Raw genomic sequence first — 16,104 nt, 5'->3', positions numbered from 1 at the left:
TCCGTATGGTGGAAAATACCGGAAACCTATCCGCAATTTCAGAGAGTTAGCGGACATTCCGGTATTTCTGAACGGGCGGCGCCTTACTCTACGTAGACCCGGAAAATTCCGTCAATTATTCGCTGATTTCCGCCACCAGCGTGGCGATCGGATCGGCAGGCGTGTTGGTGGGCGCATCGGCCGGCGGGGCGGGATAGCGGTAGAAGGCATGGCCGCCGATGGAGGCGGTGTGCAGCCGCGCCTCGGCCCAGTCCGGCTTCTGGCGGCGGAGCGCCGCCTGCGTCGGTGGGCTGTAGAACAGCGAGGCGCGGGCGGTGGGATCGGGCAGATCGTCGTCGTTCAGCCTCCAGGCCAGCCCCCGCGCGATGCGCAGAGCGTCCTGGTCGGGGGCGAGGCGCGGCTTCGGCCAGGACGGCATGCCGCCCGCCCGGATGACGCGGGCCTGCCGGTGGATCTCCGCCAGGATGCGCCGCGCCTCGACACGCGGGTCGGCGGCGAGCTTCGCCTGTTCGGCGGCCTTCTCCCGCTGCTTCGCCTGTTTGCCGTGCTTTTCCCGCGTCTTCGGCTCGACCGGCGGCACCGCGAAGGGTTCGAACTGGCCGGCGGCGACGACGACCCGGCAGGGCAGCGACGGTTGGTCGGCCGAGGAGGCGCGGTTGGCGACCACCCACATCACCGCCGCCATGGCGTCGGCCCCCTCCCCGCGTGCCTCGGCCCAGCCGGCCAGGGCCAGACAGCGGCGCTCCCGCTCCGCCTGCCAGGGCGTCAGCATGTAGACCGACGCGCCGATGACGACCGGCTGCTTGGCGCCGCCGCGTTTCGGCGTTCCCCCCTTCACGTCCCCGACGAACCGCGCACACCCGCTGTCGCCCGGCCGGCAGGCGGCGTCGCCGGCATCGATGACCTGCGCGCCGGCGGCGGCGGGCATCAGAGCGGTCGCGAGCATCAGGGCTGGAAGGAGATTGCGCATCCCGGTCACTCCGGCTTCGGAAGGGGACTTCCTTCGACAGGAGGGCGGACGGCAAGTTCCCTGATTCGTCCACCTCTCAGACAGCGTAAGCCTGAGGGCGGAGGATGTACGCCGTTCGGGCCCCGGAAGGGTCCGCCCCGCCGCCGTTCACGCCGGAGAGCGGCCGGACCCGTCCGGCTTGCCGCCGTCGCCGGTCCAGTCGTCGGTTAGATACTCCTGCGAACGGCTGATCTCCTCGACCTCGGCACGGGAGGGCGGCTTCGGCACCTGGGCCTGACCGGACTTGCGGTCTTCGGTGCGGTCGGTGGTGGATTCCGGGGTGCGGGACTCGGGGGTGCTGGGCATGAAGGACTCCTTGTGGGTCTGGGTGAAGACCCAGCAAACAGGAGGTGGGGCGCAAGGTTGCGACGCTGCCCTGCGCGAAACCGGTGGTGCAAAGGCTACCGGAGAGAGCACCGGAGCACTCGGTGGCGTGCATTCGGGATGATATGGGAGCGGAGGGAGAGTCTGTTATGCGCCAGGAGCGGACACAGGGAAGCCGTCAACGACGATTTGCCGTGTTGTCATAGCTCAGCGTGGCTGCCTCGATCTTGTCGCCGTTGGCCTTTGCCCACAAGCACAACGCTTCAAACGGCTCCCGCAGTGAATGGCCTAGTGGAGTGATCGCATATTCCACGCCAATTGGCTGTGTTGGGAGTACGGTTCTCGTCACAAGGCCGTTCCGCTCAAGCCTCTTCAAAGCATCGGCCAGAGCCTTGTGAGTGATCCCATCGAGACGCCGCTTGAGTTCGTTGAACCGCGCAGGTTTCGGACAGATCACTGTCAGTATCAGGATCGTCCATTTGTCAGCGATCTTGTCGAGCACCGGACGAACCTGCGCCATGTCGCAAAGCGCGCGATGAGAAAGTGCCTCCAGGTCGGTATACTGGTCCATATCTAGGCTATTCCAGGTGCGTAATTGATATCAGGTATACAGCGCATATCATGTCGAGACCGTTCAGTGAAAGGACTTACGATGGCTCGAATGAATAACAAAGTGGCTTTGGTCGTCGGTGGCGCAAAGGGTATCGGCCTAGCGATTGCTGAGCGGCTTTCTGCCGAAGGAGCAAATGTCTTCATCACCAGTCGTAGAGGTGAAGATGCTGAAAAGGCAGCCAGAGGCATCGGCAATGGCACGGTCGGCATTACCGCTGACGCAAGCTCTCCGGAAGATTTGGTGGAGGCTGTTGAGAAAGTTCGAAAAGAATGCGGTCGTATTGACGCGCTCGTTCTGAATGCAGGTCTTTCCGAGCCTTCGCAGATCGCCGAAATAACTCCGGGCCACTTCGACCGCCATTTTGGCGTCAACGTCCGAGGGATGGTGTTCGGCCTCCAGGCAGCGCTCCCCGCAATGACAGAAGGCAGCTCGGTCGTCCTCGTCGGGTCCATAGCCGGGAGCGCGGGCTACTCGGGTTATGGAACCTACTGCGCAACCAAAGCGGCCGTTCGATCCTACGCCAGAACTTGGACGGCAGAACTCGCACCCAAAGGTATTCGGGTCAACGTCGTTGCACCCGGCCCCACGGATACGGAGATGATGGCTGCTGTTGCGGAAGACACCCGCGCGGCAATTGTCGCTCCGATTCCGATGGGTCGTATGGCACGGCCTTCAGAAGTGGCTGCGGCCGCCTTGTTCTTATTGAGCGATGACGCAAGCTACATCGCCGGTGCTGAACTGTGCGTCGACGGTGGCTTGCGGCAGGTCTAAGGGTCTTTTGAAAAGGTGTACCCGATCTCGAATAGGTCGGGTACAGCAACACGCGCTCAATGACAGGCTGACTTTAAATTGAAGCCGTTCAACGTCGAAAAAAGTCACGGAACACCGAGTGCGATCATGTTAGCGCCTCTGTTCTCGACGAACCCATCCACCCGTCGTGAACCGTCCGCTTCGGGTCACAAACCGACACACCTCCACCGCATCCCCACAGCCCCCTCACCCCCGCCGCGCCGCCTCGATCGCCGCCACGTCGATCTTCGTCATCCCCATCATCGCCTCGAACGCCCGCTTCGCCTCGTCCCCACCCGCCGCCAGCGCATCGGTCAGCACGCGCGGCGTGATCTGCCAGGAGATGCCCCAGCGGTCCTTGCACCAGCCGCAGGCGCTCTCCTGGCCGCCGTTGCCGACGATGGCGGTCCAATAGCGGTCGGTCTCTTCCTGGTCGTCGGTGGCGATCTGGAACGAGAAGGCCTCGCTGTGGGTGAAGGCCGGGCCGCCGTTCAGGCCGAGGCAGGGGATGCCGGCGACGGTGAACTCGACCGTCAGCACGTCGCCCGCCTTGCCGGACGGGTAGTCGGCGGGGGCGCGGTGGACGGCGAGCACGGCACTGTCGGGGAAGGTCTCGGCGTAGAAGCGGGCGGCGGACTCGGCGTCCTTGTCGTACCAGAGGCAGATCGTGGTCTTGGCGACGGCCATGGCGTGTCCTTTCGCGCTGGAATCCTCCCGGTCCGACACCATACCGTGTTCAATAAGGCTTCACCACCACCAGCGTCACGATGGCGATGACCCCGGCGATCACCGCCAGCGGGGAGAACCGCAGCAGCGGGGAAACCGGGTGGACAGCGGAAGCGGGATCCTGTTCGGCCATCCGGCGCAGTGCGGCGGCGAGCTTGCCGTGCAGAGCGGAGAGGGCGATGACGATGGCGACCTTCGCCACCAGCCACGGCTCGAAGCCCCAGCCGCCGATCACCACCAGTGCGGGCCCGAGAATCCAGGCGAACCCCATCGCCGGGGAGGTCACGCGGCGGTCCCAGCGCAAGGCGGCGCGGAGGACGCGGGCCGGTCCCGGCTCGGCGGCGGTCACGGGATCCAGGGCGCTGATCAGGATGGCGGCGACGGACATGCCCGCGATCCACACCGTCACCGCGGCGACATGCAGCCCGATCAGCCAGATATACACGGCCACCGCCCCTCGACTGCCTCGTCCGGGCGTCAGGCGCCCAGTTGGAGGATGATCTTACCGCGGCCGTGGCCGGAATCGAGCCGTTCATGCGCCTTGCCGACCTGCTCCAGCGGCAGGACTTCGTCGACGATCACCCTGGCCTGCCCGCGCTCGAACAGCGGCGCCATCTCGCGCAGGCGGGCGCCCTCGCGGGTCAGGAAGGTGCCGTAGAGGGTCTGGTTCTTCACATAGAGCGCGTCGAGGTCACCGGTCGGCGGCAGGATGGTGGCGATGCGGCCGAAGGGGCGGGTCACATGGGTGCTCATCGGCACATTGCCGCCGGCGGTGTCGAAGGCGGCGTCCACCCCCGCCCCGCCCGCCTCGCGCAGGATCTGGTCCATCACGTCCGTGTCGCGGTAATCAAGCGTCACGTCGGCGCCGAGATCGCGCATCGCCTCGTGGTTGGCCTTGCTGGCAGTGGCGAGCACGCGGGCGCCGGCCGCCTTGGCGAACTGGATGGCGAAGCTGCCGACTCCGCCGGCCCCGCCATGGATCAGCACCGTCTCGCCCGGCCGCACCGCCAGACGGCGGACGATGGCCTCCCACGCCGTGCCGCCGGCCAGCGGGATGCCCGCCGCCTCGATGTGGCTGAGGCCGGGCGGCTTGTGCGCGACGATGGACGCGACGGCGACGGTGTACTCGGCATAGCTGCCGTTGGGGTTGCCGAAGATCTCCGGCGTGTAGAACACCTCGTCGCCGGCCTTGAAGCCGGTCACGCCGGGACCGACCTCCTCCACCACGCCCGACACGTCGTAGCCCAGCACCGCCGGAAAGGGGATCCCGGCCCAGCTGCCGGCCTGCCTGATCTTGGCGTCCACCGGGTTGGTGCCCGACGCCACCACCCGCACCAGCAACTCGCCCGGTCCCGCGACCGGACGCGGCCGGTCCTGGAGTTCGAACACGTCGGGACCGCCGAACCGCGAAATCACCATCGCACGCATGCCGTCATCCTCCGTTCCGGGCTTTGCACTGGAGAAGCAGCAACGTGGGACGCCGGCTCCCGGCTGTCCAGCGGGGGAAAGGGGACTTTCCCGTCGGAATGTCAGCCGATGCGGAACTCCTCGCGGTGGATCGCCGTCATCGGCAGCCCCTCCGGCCCGATGGCGCCGCGGTACATGCCGGAGCAGTTGAAGGGCAGCGCCACCCGGCCGTCGCGGTCGATGGCGATCAGGCCGCCGGAGCCGCCGATCACGCCCAGTTCGTCCACCACGTCGCCGGCGGCGCGCTCCAGGCTCTGGCCGGCCCAGCGCATGCGGGCGTCGATCTCGTGGGCGGCGCAGCGGCGAATGAAATGCTCGCCGTGGCCGGTGGCGGAAACGGCGCAGGTGATGTTGTCGGCGAAGGTGCCGGCGCCGAACACCGGGCTGTCGCCGACGCGGCCCTTGGCCTTGGCGGTCATGCCGCCGGTCGAGGTCGCCGCGGCGAGGTTGCCGTCGCGGTCGCGGGCAACGGCGCCGACGGTGCCGTGGCGGCGCTGCTCGTCTCCATCGTCGGGGGCGCCGGAGCGGCGGCGTTCCAGTTCGGCCTGGAGGGCGTCCCAGCGCGGCTGGGTGAAGAAATAGGGGGCGTCCTCCATCGCCAGACCCTGGCGGCGGCAGAGATCCAGCGCGCCCTCGCCGATCAGCAGGACATGCTCCGTGTGCTCCATCACCGCGCGGGCGGCCAGGATGGGGTTGCGCGGGCCGAACAGGCCGGCCACCGCACCGGCGGCGCGGTCGCGGCCGTCCATGATGGCAGCGTCCATCTCCTGCTTGCCCTCGGCGGTGAAGACGGCGCCGCGGCCGGCGTTGAACAGCGGCTCGTCCTCCAGCGCCATCACGGCGGATGTGACGGCATCCAGCGCGCTGCCGCCGTCGGCCAGCACCTCGTGCCCGGCGGCGAGCGCACGGCGCAGGCCGGCGTGATAGCCCTCGGTCAGGGCCGGGGTCAGGGCACTGCGCTTGATGGTGCCGGCGCCGCCATGGACGGCCAGCGCGAAGGGCTGCGGGTGGGTGAAGGGCATGGTTGCGGGTCTCAGCGCAGTGTGGCCGACATGGCCGACAGGGTGTTGATCCAGCCGAGAACGGCGGCCATGCTGGCGGCCGGCAGGCGGATGGTGACGGGGTCGAGGCGGTCCGACACCGGGATCAGCGAGGCCAGATCGGCCAGCGCCGGGCTGGTCATCTCAATCTCCAGCCGGTAAGGCGCGCCTTCGCTCTGTGGCGGGACGCGGAAAGGCGGGATGTTGGAGGCCCGGCGGACGGCGTGGGTTGCCGCCGCGCGGATGCGGTCACGGGCGACCGTGGGCGCGACGGAGCGGGCGGCGCGCTGGCCGAGCGCCTTCTTGACCACCACGCGCTCGGACGCCGGGAACAGCGGTTCCATCTCGGCGGCGAAGCGGTCGTCGCCGCTCAGCAGGATCACCGGCACGCCGATCTCGCCGGCATAGGCGCCGTAATTGCCGGCCTCCCCCAACTCCAGCCCGTTCACCCGGACGCGGCCGAAGGCGAAGCTGTTGGTGGTGTGGGCGAGGATGCCGTATTGGCGCGCGGAGGTGTGGAAGCCGACGCACATGACGCCCGCGGCGTCGGGCTCCAGCCCGGCGAACATGCCGATCGGCTTGGGGCGGCCCAGGATCAGCTCGGCGGCCGGGTGAAGCTCGTCCGGCAGCAGGTTGACCATCGGGCCGTGGCTGTCGTTGACCAGGATTTCGCTCGCCCCGGCTTCAAGCGCGCCTTCGATGGCGGCATTGACCTCGGCGGTCATCAGGCGGCGGGCGCGCTCGTATTCGGGGTTGCCCGGCGTCACCTGCTGCTGGGAGACGACGCCGGCCACCCCTTCGATGTCGGCGGAGATGTAGATCTTCACTCTGTGCTCCCGGAGGTGAGTGCTTCCGACAGGCAGGGCCGGGTGGCGCCGTCGCGGCCGATCACCGGCGTGGCGGCGGCCAGCGCGTCGAGGACGGCCTCCTGCGTCGCGTCGGCCATCGCCTCGAACAGGCTGTCGATGCGGCGCTCGTTCAGCATGCGCAGGGCAACGATGTCGGCCCGTTCGTCATGGTCGATGCGGTTGGCGGTGGTGAAGCCCAGCGCGATGTCGCCGCTGCCATGGCCCCAGAAGGACCCCACCCGTGCCAGCCCCACCCCGGCGCGGCGGATCACCCGGCGCAGCTGGCGATGGTCGAGCGGCACGTCGGTGGCGGCGATGACGATGACGGAGCCCTTCTCCGGCGCATCGTCCCTCACCTGCGGGGCGATGCGGCGGCCGTCGGGCAGGCGCAGCTCCCCCGGCCGGCCGAAATTCGCCAGCACCAGCACGCCCAGATGATGGCGTTTGCCGTCCAGCTTGAGGCGGCGCGAGGAGGTGCCGATGCCGCCCTTGAAGCCGAAGCAGGACATGCCGCGCCCGGCGCCGACCGATCCGACAGCGACCTCAGCGCCGTCGGGCTCGGTAAGGGCAGCGGCAAGGGCGGCGGCGGCATGCGCCTCGGTCACCGCCAGCGCCTGGATGTCGTTCAGCGGGCCGTCATTGCACTCCATCACCACCGGATTGACCGTGGCGGTGGTGCGGCCGATGTCGGGGTTGGCCGCGATGGCGTGGCGGACCAGGGCGGTGGACACGGTGCCGACCGACAGGGTGTTGGTCAGCAGGATCGGCGTTTCCAGCGCGCCGAGTTCCTCCACCTGCATCAGCCCGACGCTCTTGCCGAAGCCGTTCAGCACCTCCGCCGCCGCGACGGGCTTGTCGCGGTAGAGGTTGCCGGCATGGGGCAGGATGGCGGTGACGCCGGTCTGGACGGCGCCCTCATCCAATGTGACATGGCCGACGCGCACGCCCGGAACATCGGTGATGGCGTTGCGCGGCCCCGGCGTCAGCCGGCCGCAGGCGAGCCCGAAGGCCCGCGCGCGCTTGGCCGGCTCAGCGCAGTTTGGGGTCGAGGGCATCGCGCAGTCCGTCGCCGAGCAGGTTGAAGGCCAGCACCGTCAGGAAGATGGCGAGGCCGGGATAGAAGGTGACATGGCTGGCGACGCCGATGTAGCTGCGCCCGTCGGCCAGCATGGCGCCCCATTCCGGGCTGGGCGGCTGGGCGCCGAGACCGATGAAGCTGAGGCTCGCCGCCGTCAGGATCGAGGTGCCGATGCGCATGGAGACATAGACGATCACGCTGGGCAGCGTGCCCGGCAGGATGTGGCGGACCATCAGCAGCCGGTCGCGCACGCCGATGGCGCGGGCGGCATCGACATAGACCGCGCGCTTCAAGGATAGCGTGCTGCCGCGCACGAGGCGGGCGAAGACCGGCACGCTGAAGATCGCCACCGCATAGATGACGTTCTCGATGCCCGGCCCCAGGATGGCGACGATGCCGATGGCGAGCAGGATTCCGGGGAAGGCCAGCAGCACGTCGCAGATGCGCATGATGAGGCTGTCGATCCAGCCGCCGCGGAAGCCGGCGATCAGCCCCAGCGCCACGCCGGCCGCCCCGCCCAGCAGCACCGACAGCAGACCGACCGACAGCGAGATGCGCGCACCCCACAGGATGCGGCTGAAGATGTCGCGGCCATAGGCGTCGGTGCCGGCCCAATGGTCGATGGACGGGCCTTCAAGGATGCGGTCGTAATCGAAGGCCGCCGGATCGAACGGCGCGATCCAGGGTGCCGCCGCCGCCGCCAGCGCCAGCGCCAGCAGACAGATTCCGGCGGCCATGGCGGTGCGGTTGCGCCGGAACTTGCGCCAGAACTCGCGCAGCGGCGAACGGACGGCTTCGTGGCCCGTATCTTGGCCGGCGGCCACGCCGGTTGCGTCTGTCGTGGTCATGAGTAGCGAATCTCGGGGTTGGCGAGGGCGTACAGCACGTCGACCAGCAGGTTGATGATGATGAACTCCAGCGAGAACAGCAGGATCTCGGCCTGGATGACGGTGTAGTCGCGGTAATTGACGCTATCCACCAGCAGCCGGCCCAGCCCCGGCCAGGAGAACACCGTCTCCACCACGATCGACCCGCCGAGCAGGAAGCCGAACTGCAGGCCGACCATGGTGATGATCGGGATCAGCGCGTTGCGCAGCGTGTGCTTCCACACCACCAGCCGGGCCGGAACGCCCTTGGCCCGCGCGGTGCGGACGTAATCCTCGCGCGCGATCTCGATGAAGGCGGAGCGGGTGAAGCGCGCCATCACCGCGGCGACGCCGAGGCCGAGCGTCAGCGACGGCATGACGAAATGCTGCCAGGTGCCGTATCCGCTGGTCGGCAGCCAGCCGAGCTTGACCGAGAACAGGTCGATCATCAGCAGACCGAGCCAGAAGGACGGGAAGGCGATGCCCGACACGGCGACCACCATGCCGACATGGTCCTGCCAGCGCCCGCGCTTCGTCGCCGATGCGACGCCGATCAGCAGCCCGGCCAGCGTCGCCCAGACCATGGCGACCACGGTGAGGTAGAAGGTCGGCATGAAGCGTTCGCCGATCTCCTGCGACACCGGCCGCTTCGACTTCATCGACCGCCCGAACTCGCCCTGCACCGCATTGCCGAGGAAACGGCCATACTGCACCCACAGCGGCTGGTCGAGGCCGAGATCCTGGCGCACCAGTTCGACGTCCCGCTGCGTCGCATCCGGCCCGGCGACCAGCCGCGCCGGATCGCCCGGCAGCAGATGGACAAAGCCGAAGACGAAGACGGAAATCACCAGCAGAACCGGCAGGATGCCGGCAAGACGGCCGACGAGATATTTCAGCATGGGGCGGAGGTCCTGGTGGAGGGCCTGGGTGGGGTGTCGGCTTCGAATGCCCCCTCCCCAACCCTCCCCCGCTCTCGGCCGGCCGAAGGCCGGTCCGATCGCGAGAGAGGGGGCAAGTGGTAGAGCGGCGAAGTTCCCTCTCCCACCGCAGGTGGGGGAGGGTTAGGGAGGGGGCAATGCGGCGCCAGCCGCAATGACGACTGGCGCCACACTCACATCACTGCAGATCGGCCTCTTCCATCTGCAGGCCGCCGTCGGCGACGTAGTAGAAGCCGGTCAGCTTCTTCGACTTGCCGGCCAGCAGGTTCTCGACGCCGAGGAAGATCCACGGCGCGTCCTTCCAGATCTGTTCCTGGGCGACGCGGTAGGCCTCGGCGCGCTTGGCGGTATCGGCGGTGCCGATGCCGGTCTCGATGGCCGCATCGACCGTGTCGTTCTTATAATATGCGACGTTGAAGAACTTCGGCGGGAAGCCCTTGCCCCACAGCAGCGGGCGCAGGCCCCAGTCGGCGTCGCCGGTCGAGGCCGACCAGCCGCCATACTGCATCTGCACCGTGGCATCCTCCGGCTTCTCGACGCCCCAGACGCGGGCGGTCTCGACGCCGGCCTCCAGCGGGGTGACGGTCAGCTTGACGCCGATCTGCGACAGCTGCTGCTGGACGAACTGCATGCCGCGGATGAAGTTGGTGCTGTTGCGGCCGAACATCTCGGCCTCGAAGCCGTTCGGATAGCCGGCTTCGGCCAGCAGAGCCTTCGCCTTGGCGAGGTCGTAGGTGTACTGGTTCGGCTGGGTGACGTGGAAGCCGAGCTTGGACGGGATCGCCGAATCCAGCGGCCCGGCATAGCCGCGATAGACCACCTTCGCGTAGGCGTTCTTGTCGATGGCGTAGTTCAGCGCCTGACGGACGCGCGGGTCGTTGAACGGCTTCTTCATGGTGTTCATCGCCACATAGCGGGCGATGATCGACGGGGCGTCGATGACCTCCAACTGGGTGTTGGCCTCCACCATCTTCACCATTTCGGGCGGCAGCGGATAGATGAACTGCGCCTCGTTGGTCTGGAGCATGGCGATGCGGCTGCCGTTCTCCGGCACGCTCTTCAGCGTGACGTGGTCGATCTTCGGCAGGCCCTGCTTCCAGTACTTGTCGTTCTTCTCGACCTTCAGCGTATCCGCTTCCCAGCTGACGAACTTGTAGGGGCCGGTGCCGACCGGATGGCGGCCGATCTCCTTCCCGAAGGTCTCCAGCGCCTTCGGGCTGTGGATCATGGCGCCGGGATGGGCGAGGTTGTTGTTCAGCGCGCCGAAGGGCTGCGACAGCTTCAGCTTGACGGTGTAGTCGTCGACCACCACCGTCTCGGCCAGCATCGCCAGCAGGCTCTGGCGCTTCAGCCGGTTGGCCGGGTTGGACAGGCGGTCGAAATTGGTCTTCACCGCCTGGGCGTTGAAGGGCGTGCCGTCATGGAAGGTGACGCCCTTGCGCAGGTGATAGGTGTATTCGGTGGCGGTGTCGTTGACTTCGAAGCTCTCGGCCAGCAGCGGCACCAGCTTCATGTCCTTGTCGAAGCCGAACAGGCCCTGCATCATCGTGCGGCTGGCCGACTGCGACAGGGTGTCGTTGATGTCGGCCGGGTCCAGCGTGGTGATGTTGTCGGGGATGCCGACGACCAGATCCTTGGCGGCGAAGGCCGGACCGGCCAGCGCGGTGCCGGCGAGCAGGCCGGCCAGCAGGGGAAGGGCAAAACGCTTCACGTGAGAACTCCCTGTTTTTTGGTTCAGAAATCGCCGCCCACGGCGTGGCGCGCGACGAAATGATCTTCGCCGACCGGCACCAGGGGCTGGACCAGCGGCTCGTCGCCGAGGTTGCGGATCGGGCTGGGGATCTCGCCGGTCAGAAGCCGCAGGTCGCGGGTGCGGCGGCTGGGATCGGCGATCGGCACCGCCGCCATCAGGCGGCGGGTGTAGGGGTGCTGCGGGTTCTCGAACACGGCCCGGCGGGGGCCGAGTTCGACGATCTGGCCGAGATACATCACCGCGACGCGGTGGCTGACCCGCTCCACCACCGCCATGTCGTGGCTGATGAACAGGTAGGACAGGCCGCGTTTCGCCTGCAGTTCCATCAGCAGATTGACGATCTGCGCCTGGATCGACACGTCGAGCGCCGCCACCGCCTCGTCGGCGATGATCAGCTTGGGGTCGCAGGCCAACGCGCGGGCGATGCAGATGCGCTGGCGCTGGCCGCCGGAGAATTCGTGGGGATAGCGGCGCGCGTGTTCCGGCTTCAGGCCGACCTGGGTCAGCAGTTCGGCGACCCGCTCCTCGATGGCGCGGCGGCGCGACAGGCCGGGCTTTGCCGTCGGCACATAGTCATGGACCAGCATCGGCTCGGCGACGCTGAAGCCGACGGTCATGCGCGGGTTCAGCGAGGCGAAGGGATCCTGGAAGATGTACTGGATCTTTTCCTTCAGCTTGGCCTGTCCGTTGGAATCCAGCGTCGCGGTGTCGGTGCCGTCGAAGCGGATGGTGCCGGAGGTGGCCGATTGCAGTCCCATGATGGTGCGGCCGGTGGTCGACTTGCCGCAGCCGGACTCGCCGACCAGGGCCAGCGTCTCGCCCGGACGGACGGCGAAGCTGACCTTCTCCACCGCATGGACGCGGGCCTTCAGCGAGCCGAAGATGCCCTTGCGCACGTCGAAGCGGGTGGTGAGATCGCGCACCTCCAAGAGCGGCGCGTCGGTGGCGCGCACGGTGTCCTGCACCGGCGGGGCCGGCGGCGTGGCCTCCGCCTTGGCCTCGTCCACGACCAGCAGGGGAAAGCGGATCGGCAGATCCTGGCCGCGCAGCGCGCCCAGCTTCGGCACGGCGGACAGCAGCGCCTTGGTGTAGGGGTGCTGGGGCGCCTGGAAGATGCGCTCGACAGGCCCCTCCTCCACCTTTCGGCCACGCCACATCACGACGACCCGGTCGGCCACCTCCGCCACCACGCCCATGTCGTGGGTGATGAAGATGACGCCCATCCCCATCTCGTCCTGCAGCAGGCGGATCAGCCGCAGGATCTGCGCCTGGATGGTGACGTCCAGCGCCGTGGTCGGCTCGTCGGCGATCAGCAGCGACGGCCGGCAGGACAGCGCCATGGCGATCATCACGCGCTGGCGCATGCCGCCCGACAGTTGGTGCGGGTGACGGTCGAGCAGCCGGGCCGGTTCGGGAATCCGGACCTTCTCCAGCATGCGCAGGGCTTCCGCCCGCGCCGCCTTGCGGTCGAGACCCTGGTGCAGCATCACCGCCTCGGCGATCTGGTCGCCGATGGTGAAGACCGGGTTCAGCGACGTCATCGGCTCCTGGAAGACCATGGCGATGTCGTTGCCGCGCATGTCGGTCAGCGCCTCGGCCGGCGGGCCGGCGAGGTCGCGTTCGCGCCCGTCGCGGCCCTTGAAGCGGATGCGCCCGCCGACGATGCGGCCACCGGCATAATCGACCAGCCGCATCAGCGCCAGCGAGGTCACCGACTTGCCGGAGCCGGACTCGCCGACGATGGCAACCGTCTCGCCCGGCGCCACGGTGAAGCTGACGTCGTCGACCACGCGCACGGGGCCATGCTCGCCGTCGAAGGCGACGCTCAGCCCCTCCACCGACAGCAGGGCCGGCGCGGTGTCGACCGCTTTTGCGGCAGCCGCAGCGCTGCTCATCGCCCGAGCCTTTCGGCGAACAGCGCGAAGATGCGGCGCCAAACCATGCCCGGCGCGCCGCTGCCGACCGGCTTGCCGTTCAGGCTGGTGACGGGGGTGATCTCCTTGGTGGTGCTGGCGATCCAGATCTCGTCGGCGGACTCAAGCTCCGCCGCCGGGATGTCGCGCTCCTCCAGCCGCAGGCCGGCCTCGGCGGCCAGCCGTAGGACGACGATGCGGGTGATGCCCTCCAGGATGCGGTTGTCCTTGAGCGGCGTGGCGATGACGCCGTCCTTGACCACGAAGATGTTGGTGGCGGCGCCCTCGGTCACCTTGCCGTCGCGCAGTTGCAGCGCATCGACCACCCCGGCGTCTGTCGCCGCCTGCTGCGCCAGCACGCTGCCGAGCAGCGCCACCGTCTTCAGGTCGCAGCGGCCCCAGCGGATGTCGGGGATGGTGATGGCGGCGACGCCCTGGTCGCGCCAGGAGGCGGGCGGGCGCTTCAGCGGGCTGGCCATGCCGAACACCGACGGGGTGACGCCGGCCGGGAAGGCATGGCCGCGGCTGGATGCTGCGCCGCGGGTGACCTGCAGGTAGACGGTCAGGTCGCCGTCGATGCCGGACTCCGTGGCCAGCCGCTCCATGATCGCCAGCCAATCGCCGGCCGACAGGGCGCAGTCGATGCGCAGTTCCGACATGCCGCGCTGCAGGCGGGCGACGTGCGCCTCCGGCTCGAACAGGCGGCCATTGTAGGCGGCGGTCACCTCATAGAGGCCGTCGGCGAACAGGAAACCGCGGTCCAGCGGCGACACATGGACCTCGTCCAGCGGCAGGTAACGCCCGTTCCAATAGGAGATCGTCATCGCTTTTCGGCTTCTTTGTCGCGTGGAAGGGAAAGCCCGGCTCAATCCGTCGGCTGCTTGCTTTTCGGCACGACGTGCAAGTAGGGCAGGATGCGTTCGGCCATGTCGGCGGCCTGATGGACGCTGTCGGGGCGGGAGCGCGACAGCGCGGTGCCCAGCGCCACGATCAGCGCCATCAGCCCGGTGGGGGAGCTGTGGCGCACGCCATGGTCGGCCCCGGCCAGCAGGGTGACGTCGGCCAGCGGAACGATCGGGCTGTCCGGCGCGTCGGTCAGCGCAATGGCCTTCGCCCCGCGCTCCCGGCACAGCTGCAGATGCTCGATGGTCCGGCGCGAATAGCGCGGCGAGGTGATGGCGATCACCAGATCGCCGGGCTTCATCGTCATCAGCCGGCGGATGGTGCGCTCGGTGCCCGCGAACTCGATGGCTTCGTGGACATTGTCGACATAGGGCTCCAGCACGTCGGTCAGGAACAGCGCGAGATAGGCGCTGTCGCCGAGGCCAAGCGCCACGACGCGGCCGGCATCGCGGATCAGGCGGATCGCCGCCTCGCACTGCTCCGGCTGCAGCAGATCCATGGTGCGGGTGATGTTGACGGCGTCGCTGGCCAGCGATTCCCGCATGATCTCGGCATTCGAGGTGTCGCGCTGCACGGCGACGCGCAGCTTTTCCACCGGCGCGAAGGTGGATTCGAAGGCGCGCAGCAGATCCTCGCGGAATTCCGGATAGCCGTCATAGCCGAGGAAGCGGGCATAGCGGTTGACCGACGCGACGGAGACCTCGGCCGCCGCCGCCAGTTCGCCGATCTTCAGCGTCGCGGTGCGGAAGGGATAGGCCAGCGCCCAGGCCCCGACCTTGGCAAGCGCCGCCGGAAGCTGCTGCTGGCAATTCTGCATGCGGATCAGCAGCGATCCCGTCTGAATGGGTGGCTCCATCCCCCGCTCCCCCTTCGCAGCGTCAGCGCCGCCTTCTATGTCGATAGAGTTACAGGATCGGCATATTCCTGTAAATCCATTTTCACATAGTGGCGTATGCGGTGGGCCGGAGTCCGGGGGGGAAGAGGGAGATTGCCCCTTACCGCGACCGCTCTCGAAGGACCTGATCCGGCTGGTTCAGCCACTCTTCCAGCTTCTGCGGCCGGCCCGCTCGGGACGGCGGCGAAGCGGGGTCGGGCTCCGCGGCAGACGGGGCCTCGGCCGATTGCGGCCGGCGGTCCAGCGGGGCGTCGGCACTGACTTTGCCGCCGGCATCGATCCGTGCCCGGTAGCGCCCTCCATCGGCCGTCACGAACTCGCCCGGCCCGGTCGGTCGGTTGCGGTGGAAGCGGCCGACATACTTGTTTCCACTGGGAAAGGTGAGCGTGCCGAAGCCGGTGCGGCGGTCGTCCTTCCACTCCCCCTCATAAACGCGCCCGTCGGGCCAGACATGGGTCGCCTGCCCGGAGACCAGCCCGTCGCGGAAGTTTCCGTCTAGGCGGCGTCCGTCGCGCCAGGTCACGCGCGCCCGCCCTTCCAGCCGACCGTCGACCAGCGTGCCCTCCACCTGCCCGTCATAGCGGCCGTCGTAGGACCAGCTCAGCACGCCGGGACCATTCCCCCAGCCGCCGGGGCATGCCCCGGACCAGCGGATCGTCTTGCGCCGGTCGGGATACTGGTCCCACACCCGGCAGTCGGATCCCTCCGTCGTCACCGCCCGTTCCGCCAGGGCGGAGCCCGGCAGCATTGCCGACAGGACGGCCCCGAGACAGGGCAGCAGAAGGGCGGCACGGGCAGGCATGGACGCCACCTTTCGCGCGGGAGGTTGGGGCTGCACCCTCCAACCGCCCCGCCCGGATTCGGTTCCGGACCTGCCCTTTCGCAACGTCCCTAGCGTGTTCCTTATCGTTTGTTAACGATGTTTGCCGCAATGATCGCGCA

17 protein-coding genes are annotated in these 16,104 nt (G+C 68.2%); 1 reads left to right on the top strand and 16 read right to left on the bottom strand.

Annotation, left to right across the window (positions count from 1 at the left end):
• Positions 1–115: 115 nt before the first annotated feature.
• The 3 genes from B9N97_RS06640 to B9N97_RS06630 all read right to left on the bottom strand — a co-directional run bounded on the left by B9N97_RS06640 (position 116) and on the right by B9N97_RS06630 (position 1,904).
• Positions 116–970, bottom strand: a complete 855-nt coding sequence (locus B9N97_RS06640) for a cell wall hydrolase (protein WP_085084519.1) — start codon at positions 968–970, stop codon at positions 116–118.
• Between the two features lie 147 nt (positions 971–1,117).
• Positions 1,118–1,315, bottom strand: coding sequence for a hypothetical protein (locus tag B9N97_RS06635; protein ID WP_085084517.1), 198 nt, complete (start codon positions 1,313–1,315; stop codon positions 1,118–1,120).
• 196 nt (positions 1,316–1,511) lie between these two features.
• Entirely contained in the window at positions 1,512–1,904 is a 393-nt protein-coding gene (locus B9N97_RS06630; protein ID WP_085084515.1) for a winged helix-turn-helix transcriptional regulator, read from the bottom strand.
• Between the two features lie 90 nt (positions 1,905–1,994).
• Between B9N97_RS06630 and B9N97_RS06625 the strand changes: the two genes are divergently transcribed.
• Positions 1,995–2,717: an SDR family NAD(P)-dependent oxidoreductase gene (locus B9N97_RS06625; protein WP_244560578.1), complete on the top strand. Its 723-nt coding sequence runs from the start codon at positions 1,995–1,997 to the stop codon at positions 2,715–2,717.
• Positions 2,718–2,942: 225 nt separating this feature from the next.
• Here B9N97_RS06625 and B9N97_RS06620 read toward each other — a convergent pair whose 3' ends face one another.
• From B9N97_RS06620 to B9N97_RS06560, 13 genes are all read right to left on the bottom strand, one after another.
• Positions 2,943–3,422 carry a VOC family protein gene (locus B9N97_RS06620; RefSeq protein WP_085084747.1) on the bottom strand — a complete coding sequence of 160 codons (480 nt, stop codon included), beginning with the start codon at positions 3,420–3,422 and terminating at the stop codon, positions 2,943–2,945.
• Between the two features lie 49 nt (positions 3,423–3,471).
• Positions 3,472–3,912 (bottom strand): CopD family protein, encoded by a 441-nt coding sequence (locus B9N97_RS06615; protein ID WP_143266389.1) that lies wholly within the window; start codon positions 3,910–3,912, stop codon positions 3,472–3,474.
• A gap of 26 nt (positions 3,913–3,938) precedes the next feature.
• Positions 3,939–4,889, bottom strand: coding sequence for a zinc-dependent alcohol dehydrogenase family protein (locus tag B9N97_RS06610; RefSeq protein ID WP_085084511.1), 951 nt, complete (start codon positions 4,887–4,889; stop codon positions 3,939–3,941).
• A gap of 101 nt (positions 4,890–4,990) precedes the next feature.
• Positions 4,991–5,950: an isoaspartyl peptidase/L-asparaginase family protein gene (locus B9N97_RS06605; RefSeq protein WP_085084509.1), complete on the bottom strand. Its 960-nt coding sequence runs from the start codon at positions 5,948–5,950 to the stop codon at positions 4,991–4,993.
• A gap of 11 nt (positions 5,951–5,961) precedes the next feature.
• The gene (locus B9N97_RS06600; RefSeq protein ID WP_085084507.1) at positions 5,962–6,795 is read right to left on the bottom strand and encodes a M55 family metallopeptidase; all 834 of its coding nucleotides are present in this window, start codon (positions 6,793–6,795) and stop codon (positions 5,962–5,964) included.
• A complete protein-coding gene (locus B9N97_RS06595; protein WP_085084505.1) occupies positions 6,792–7,871 on the bottom strand; it encodes a DmpA family aminopeptidase in 1,080 nt (359 codons plus the stop codon). The genes B9N97_RS06600 and B9N97_RS06595 overlap by 4 nt, the downstream gene beginning before the upstream one ends.
• Positions 7,846–8,742: an ABC transporter permease subunit gene (locus B9N97_RS06590; protein ID WP_085084503.1), complete on the bottom strand. Its 897-nt coding sequence runs from the start codon at positions 8,740–8,742 to the stop codon at positions 7,846–7,848. Before B9N97_RS06590 ends, B9N97_RS06595 begins: the two co-directional genes overlap by 26 nt.
• On the bottom strand, positions 8,739–9,659 hold the full coding sequence (gene gsiC / locus B9N97_RS06585) for a glutathione ABC transporter permease GsiC (RefSeq protein ID WP_085084501.1): 921 nt from the start codon (positions 9,657–9,659) through the stop codon (positions 8,739–8,741). The genes B9N97_RS06590 and gsiC overlap by 4 nt, the downstream gene beginning before the upstream one ends.
• 217 nt (positions 9,660–9,876) lie before the next feature.
• A complete protein-coding gene (locus B9N97_RS06580; RefSeq protein WP_085084499.1) occupies positions 9,877–11,409 on the bottom strand; it encodes a glutathione ABC transporter substrate-binding protein in 1,533 nt (510 codons plus the stop codon).
• Positions 11,410–11,432: 23 nt separating this feature from the next.
• Complete coding sequence (locus tag B9N97_RS06575; RefSeq protein ID WP_085084497.1) at positions 11,433–13,346, bottom strand: ABC transporter ATP-binding protein; 1,914 nt, start codon at positions 13,344–13,346, stop codon at positions 11,433–11,435.
• Positions 13,343–14,188 carry a D-amino acid aminotransferase gene (locus B9N97_RS06570; protein WP_085084495.1) on the bottom strand — a complete coding sequence of 282 codons (846 nt, stop codon included), beginning with the start codon at positions 14,186–14,188 and terminating at the stop codon, positions 13,343–13,345. Before B9N97_RS06570 ends, B9N97_RS06575 begins: the two co-directional genes overlap by 4 nt.
• A 41-nt stretch (positions 14,189–14,229) precedes the next feature.
• The gene (locus tag B9N97_RS06565) at positions 14,230–15,123 is read right to left on the bottom strand and encodes a MurR/RpiR family transcriptional regulator (protein WP_085084493.1); all 894 of its coding nucleotides are present in this window, start codon (positions 15,121–15,123) and stop codon (positions 14,230–14,232) included.
• A 139-nt stretch (positions 15,124–15,262) separates the two neighbouring features.
• Entirely contained in the window at positions 15,263–15,964 is a 702-nt protein-coding gene (locus B9N97_RS06560; RefSeq protein ID WP_085084491.1) for an MORN repeat-containing protein, read from the bottom strand.
• Positions 15,965–16,104: the final 140 nt, after the last annotated feature.

It is taken from the genome of Azospirillum oryzae (assembly GCF_900177515.1).
Lineage (GTDB): Bacteria > Pseudomonadota > Alphaproteobacteria > Azospirillales > Azospirillaceae > Azospirillum > Azospirillum oryzae_A.
Note: the sequence above shows the minus strand (reverse complement) of the source record. Positions and strands in the feature narration are given on the sequence as shown.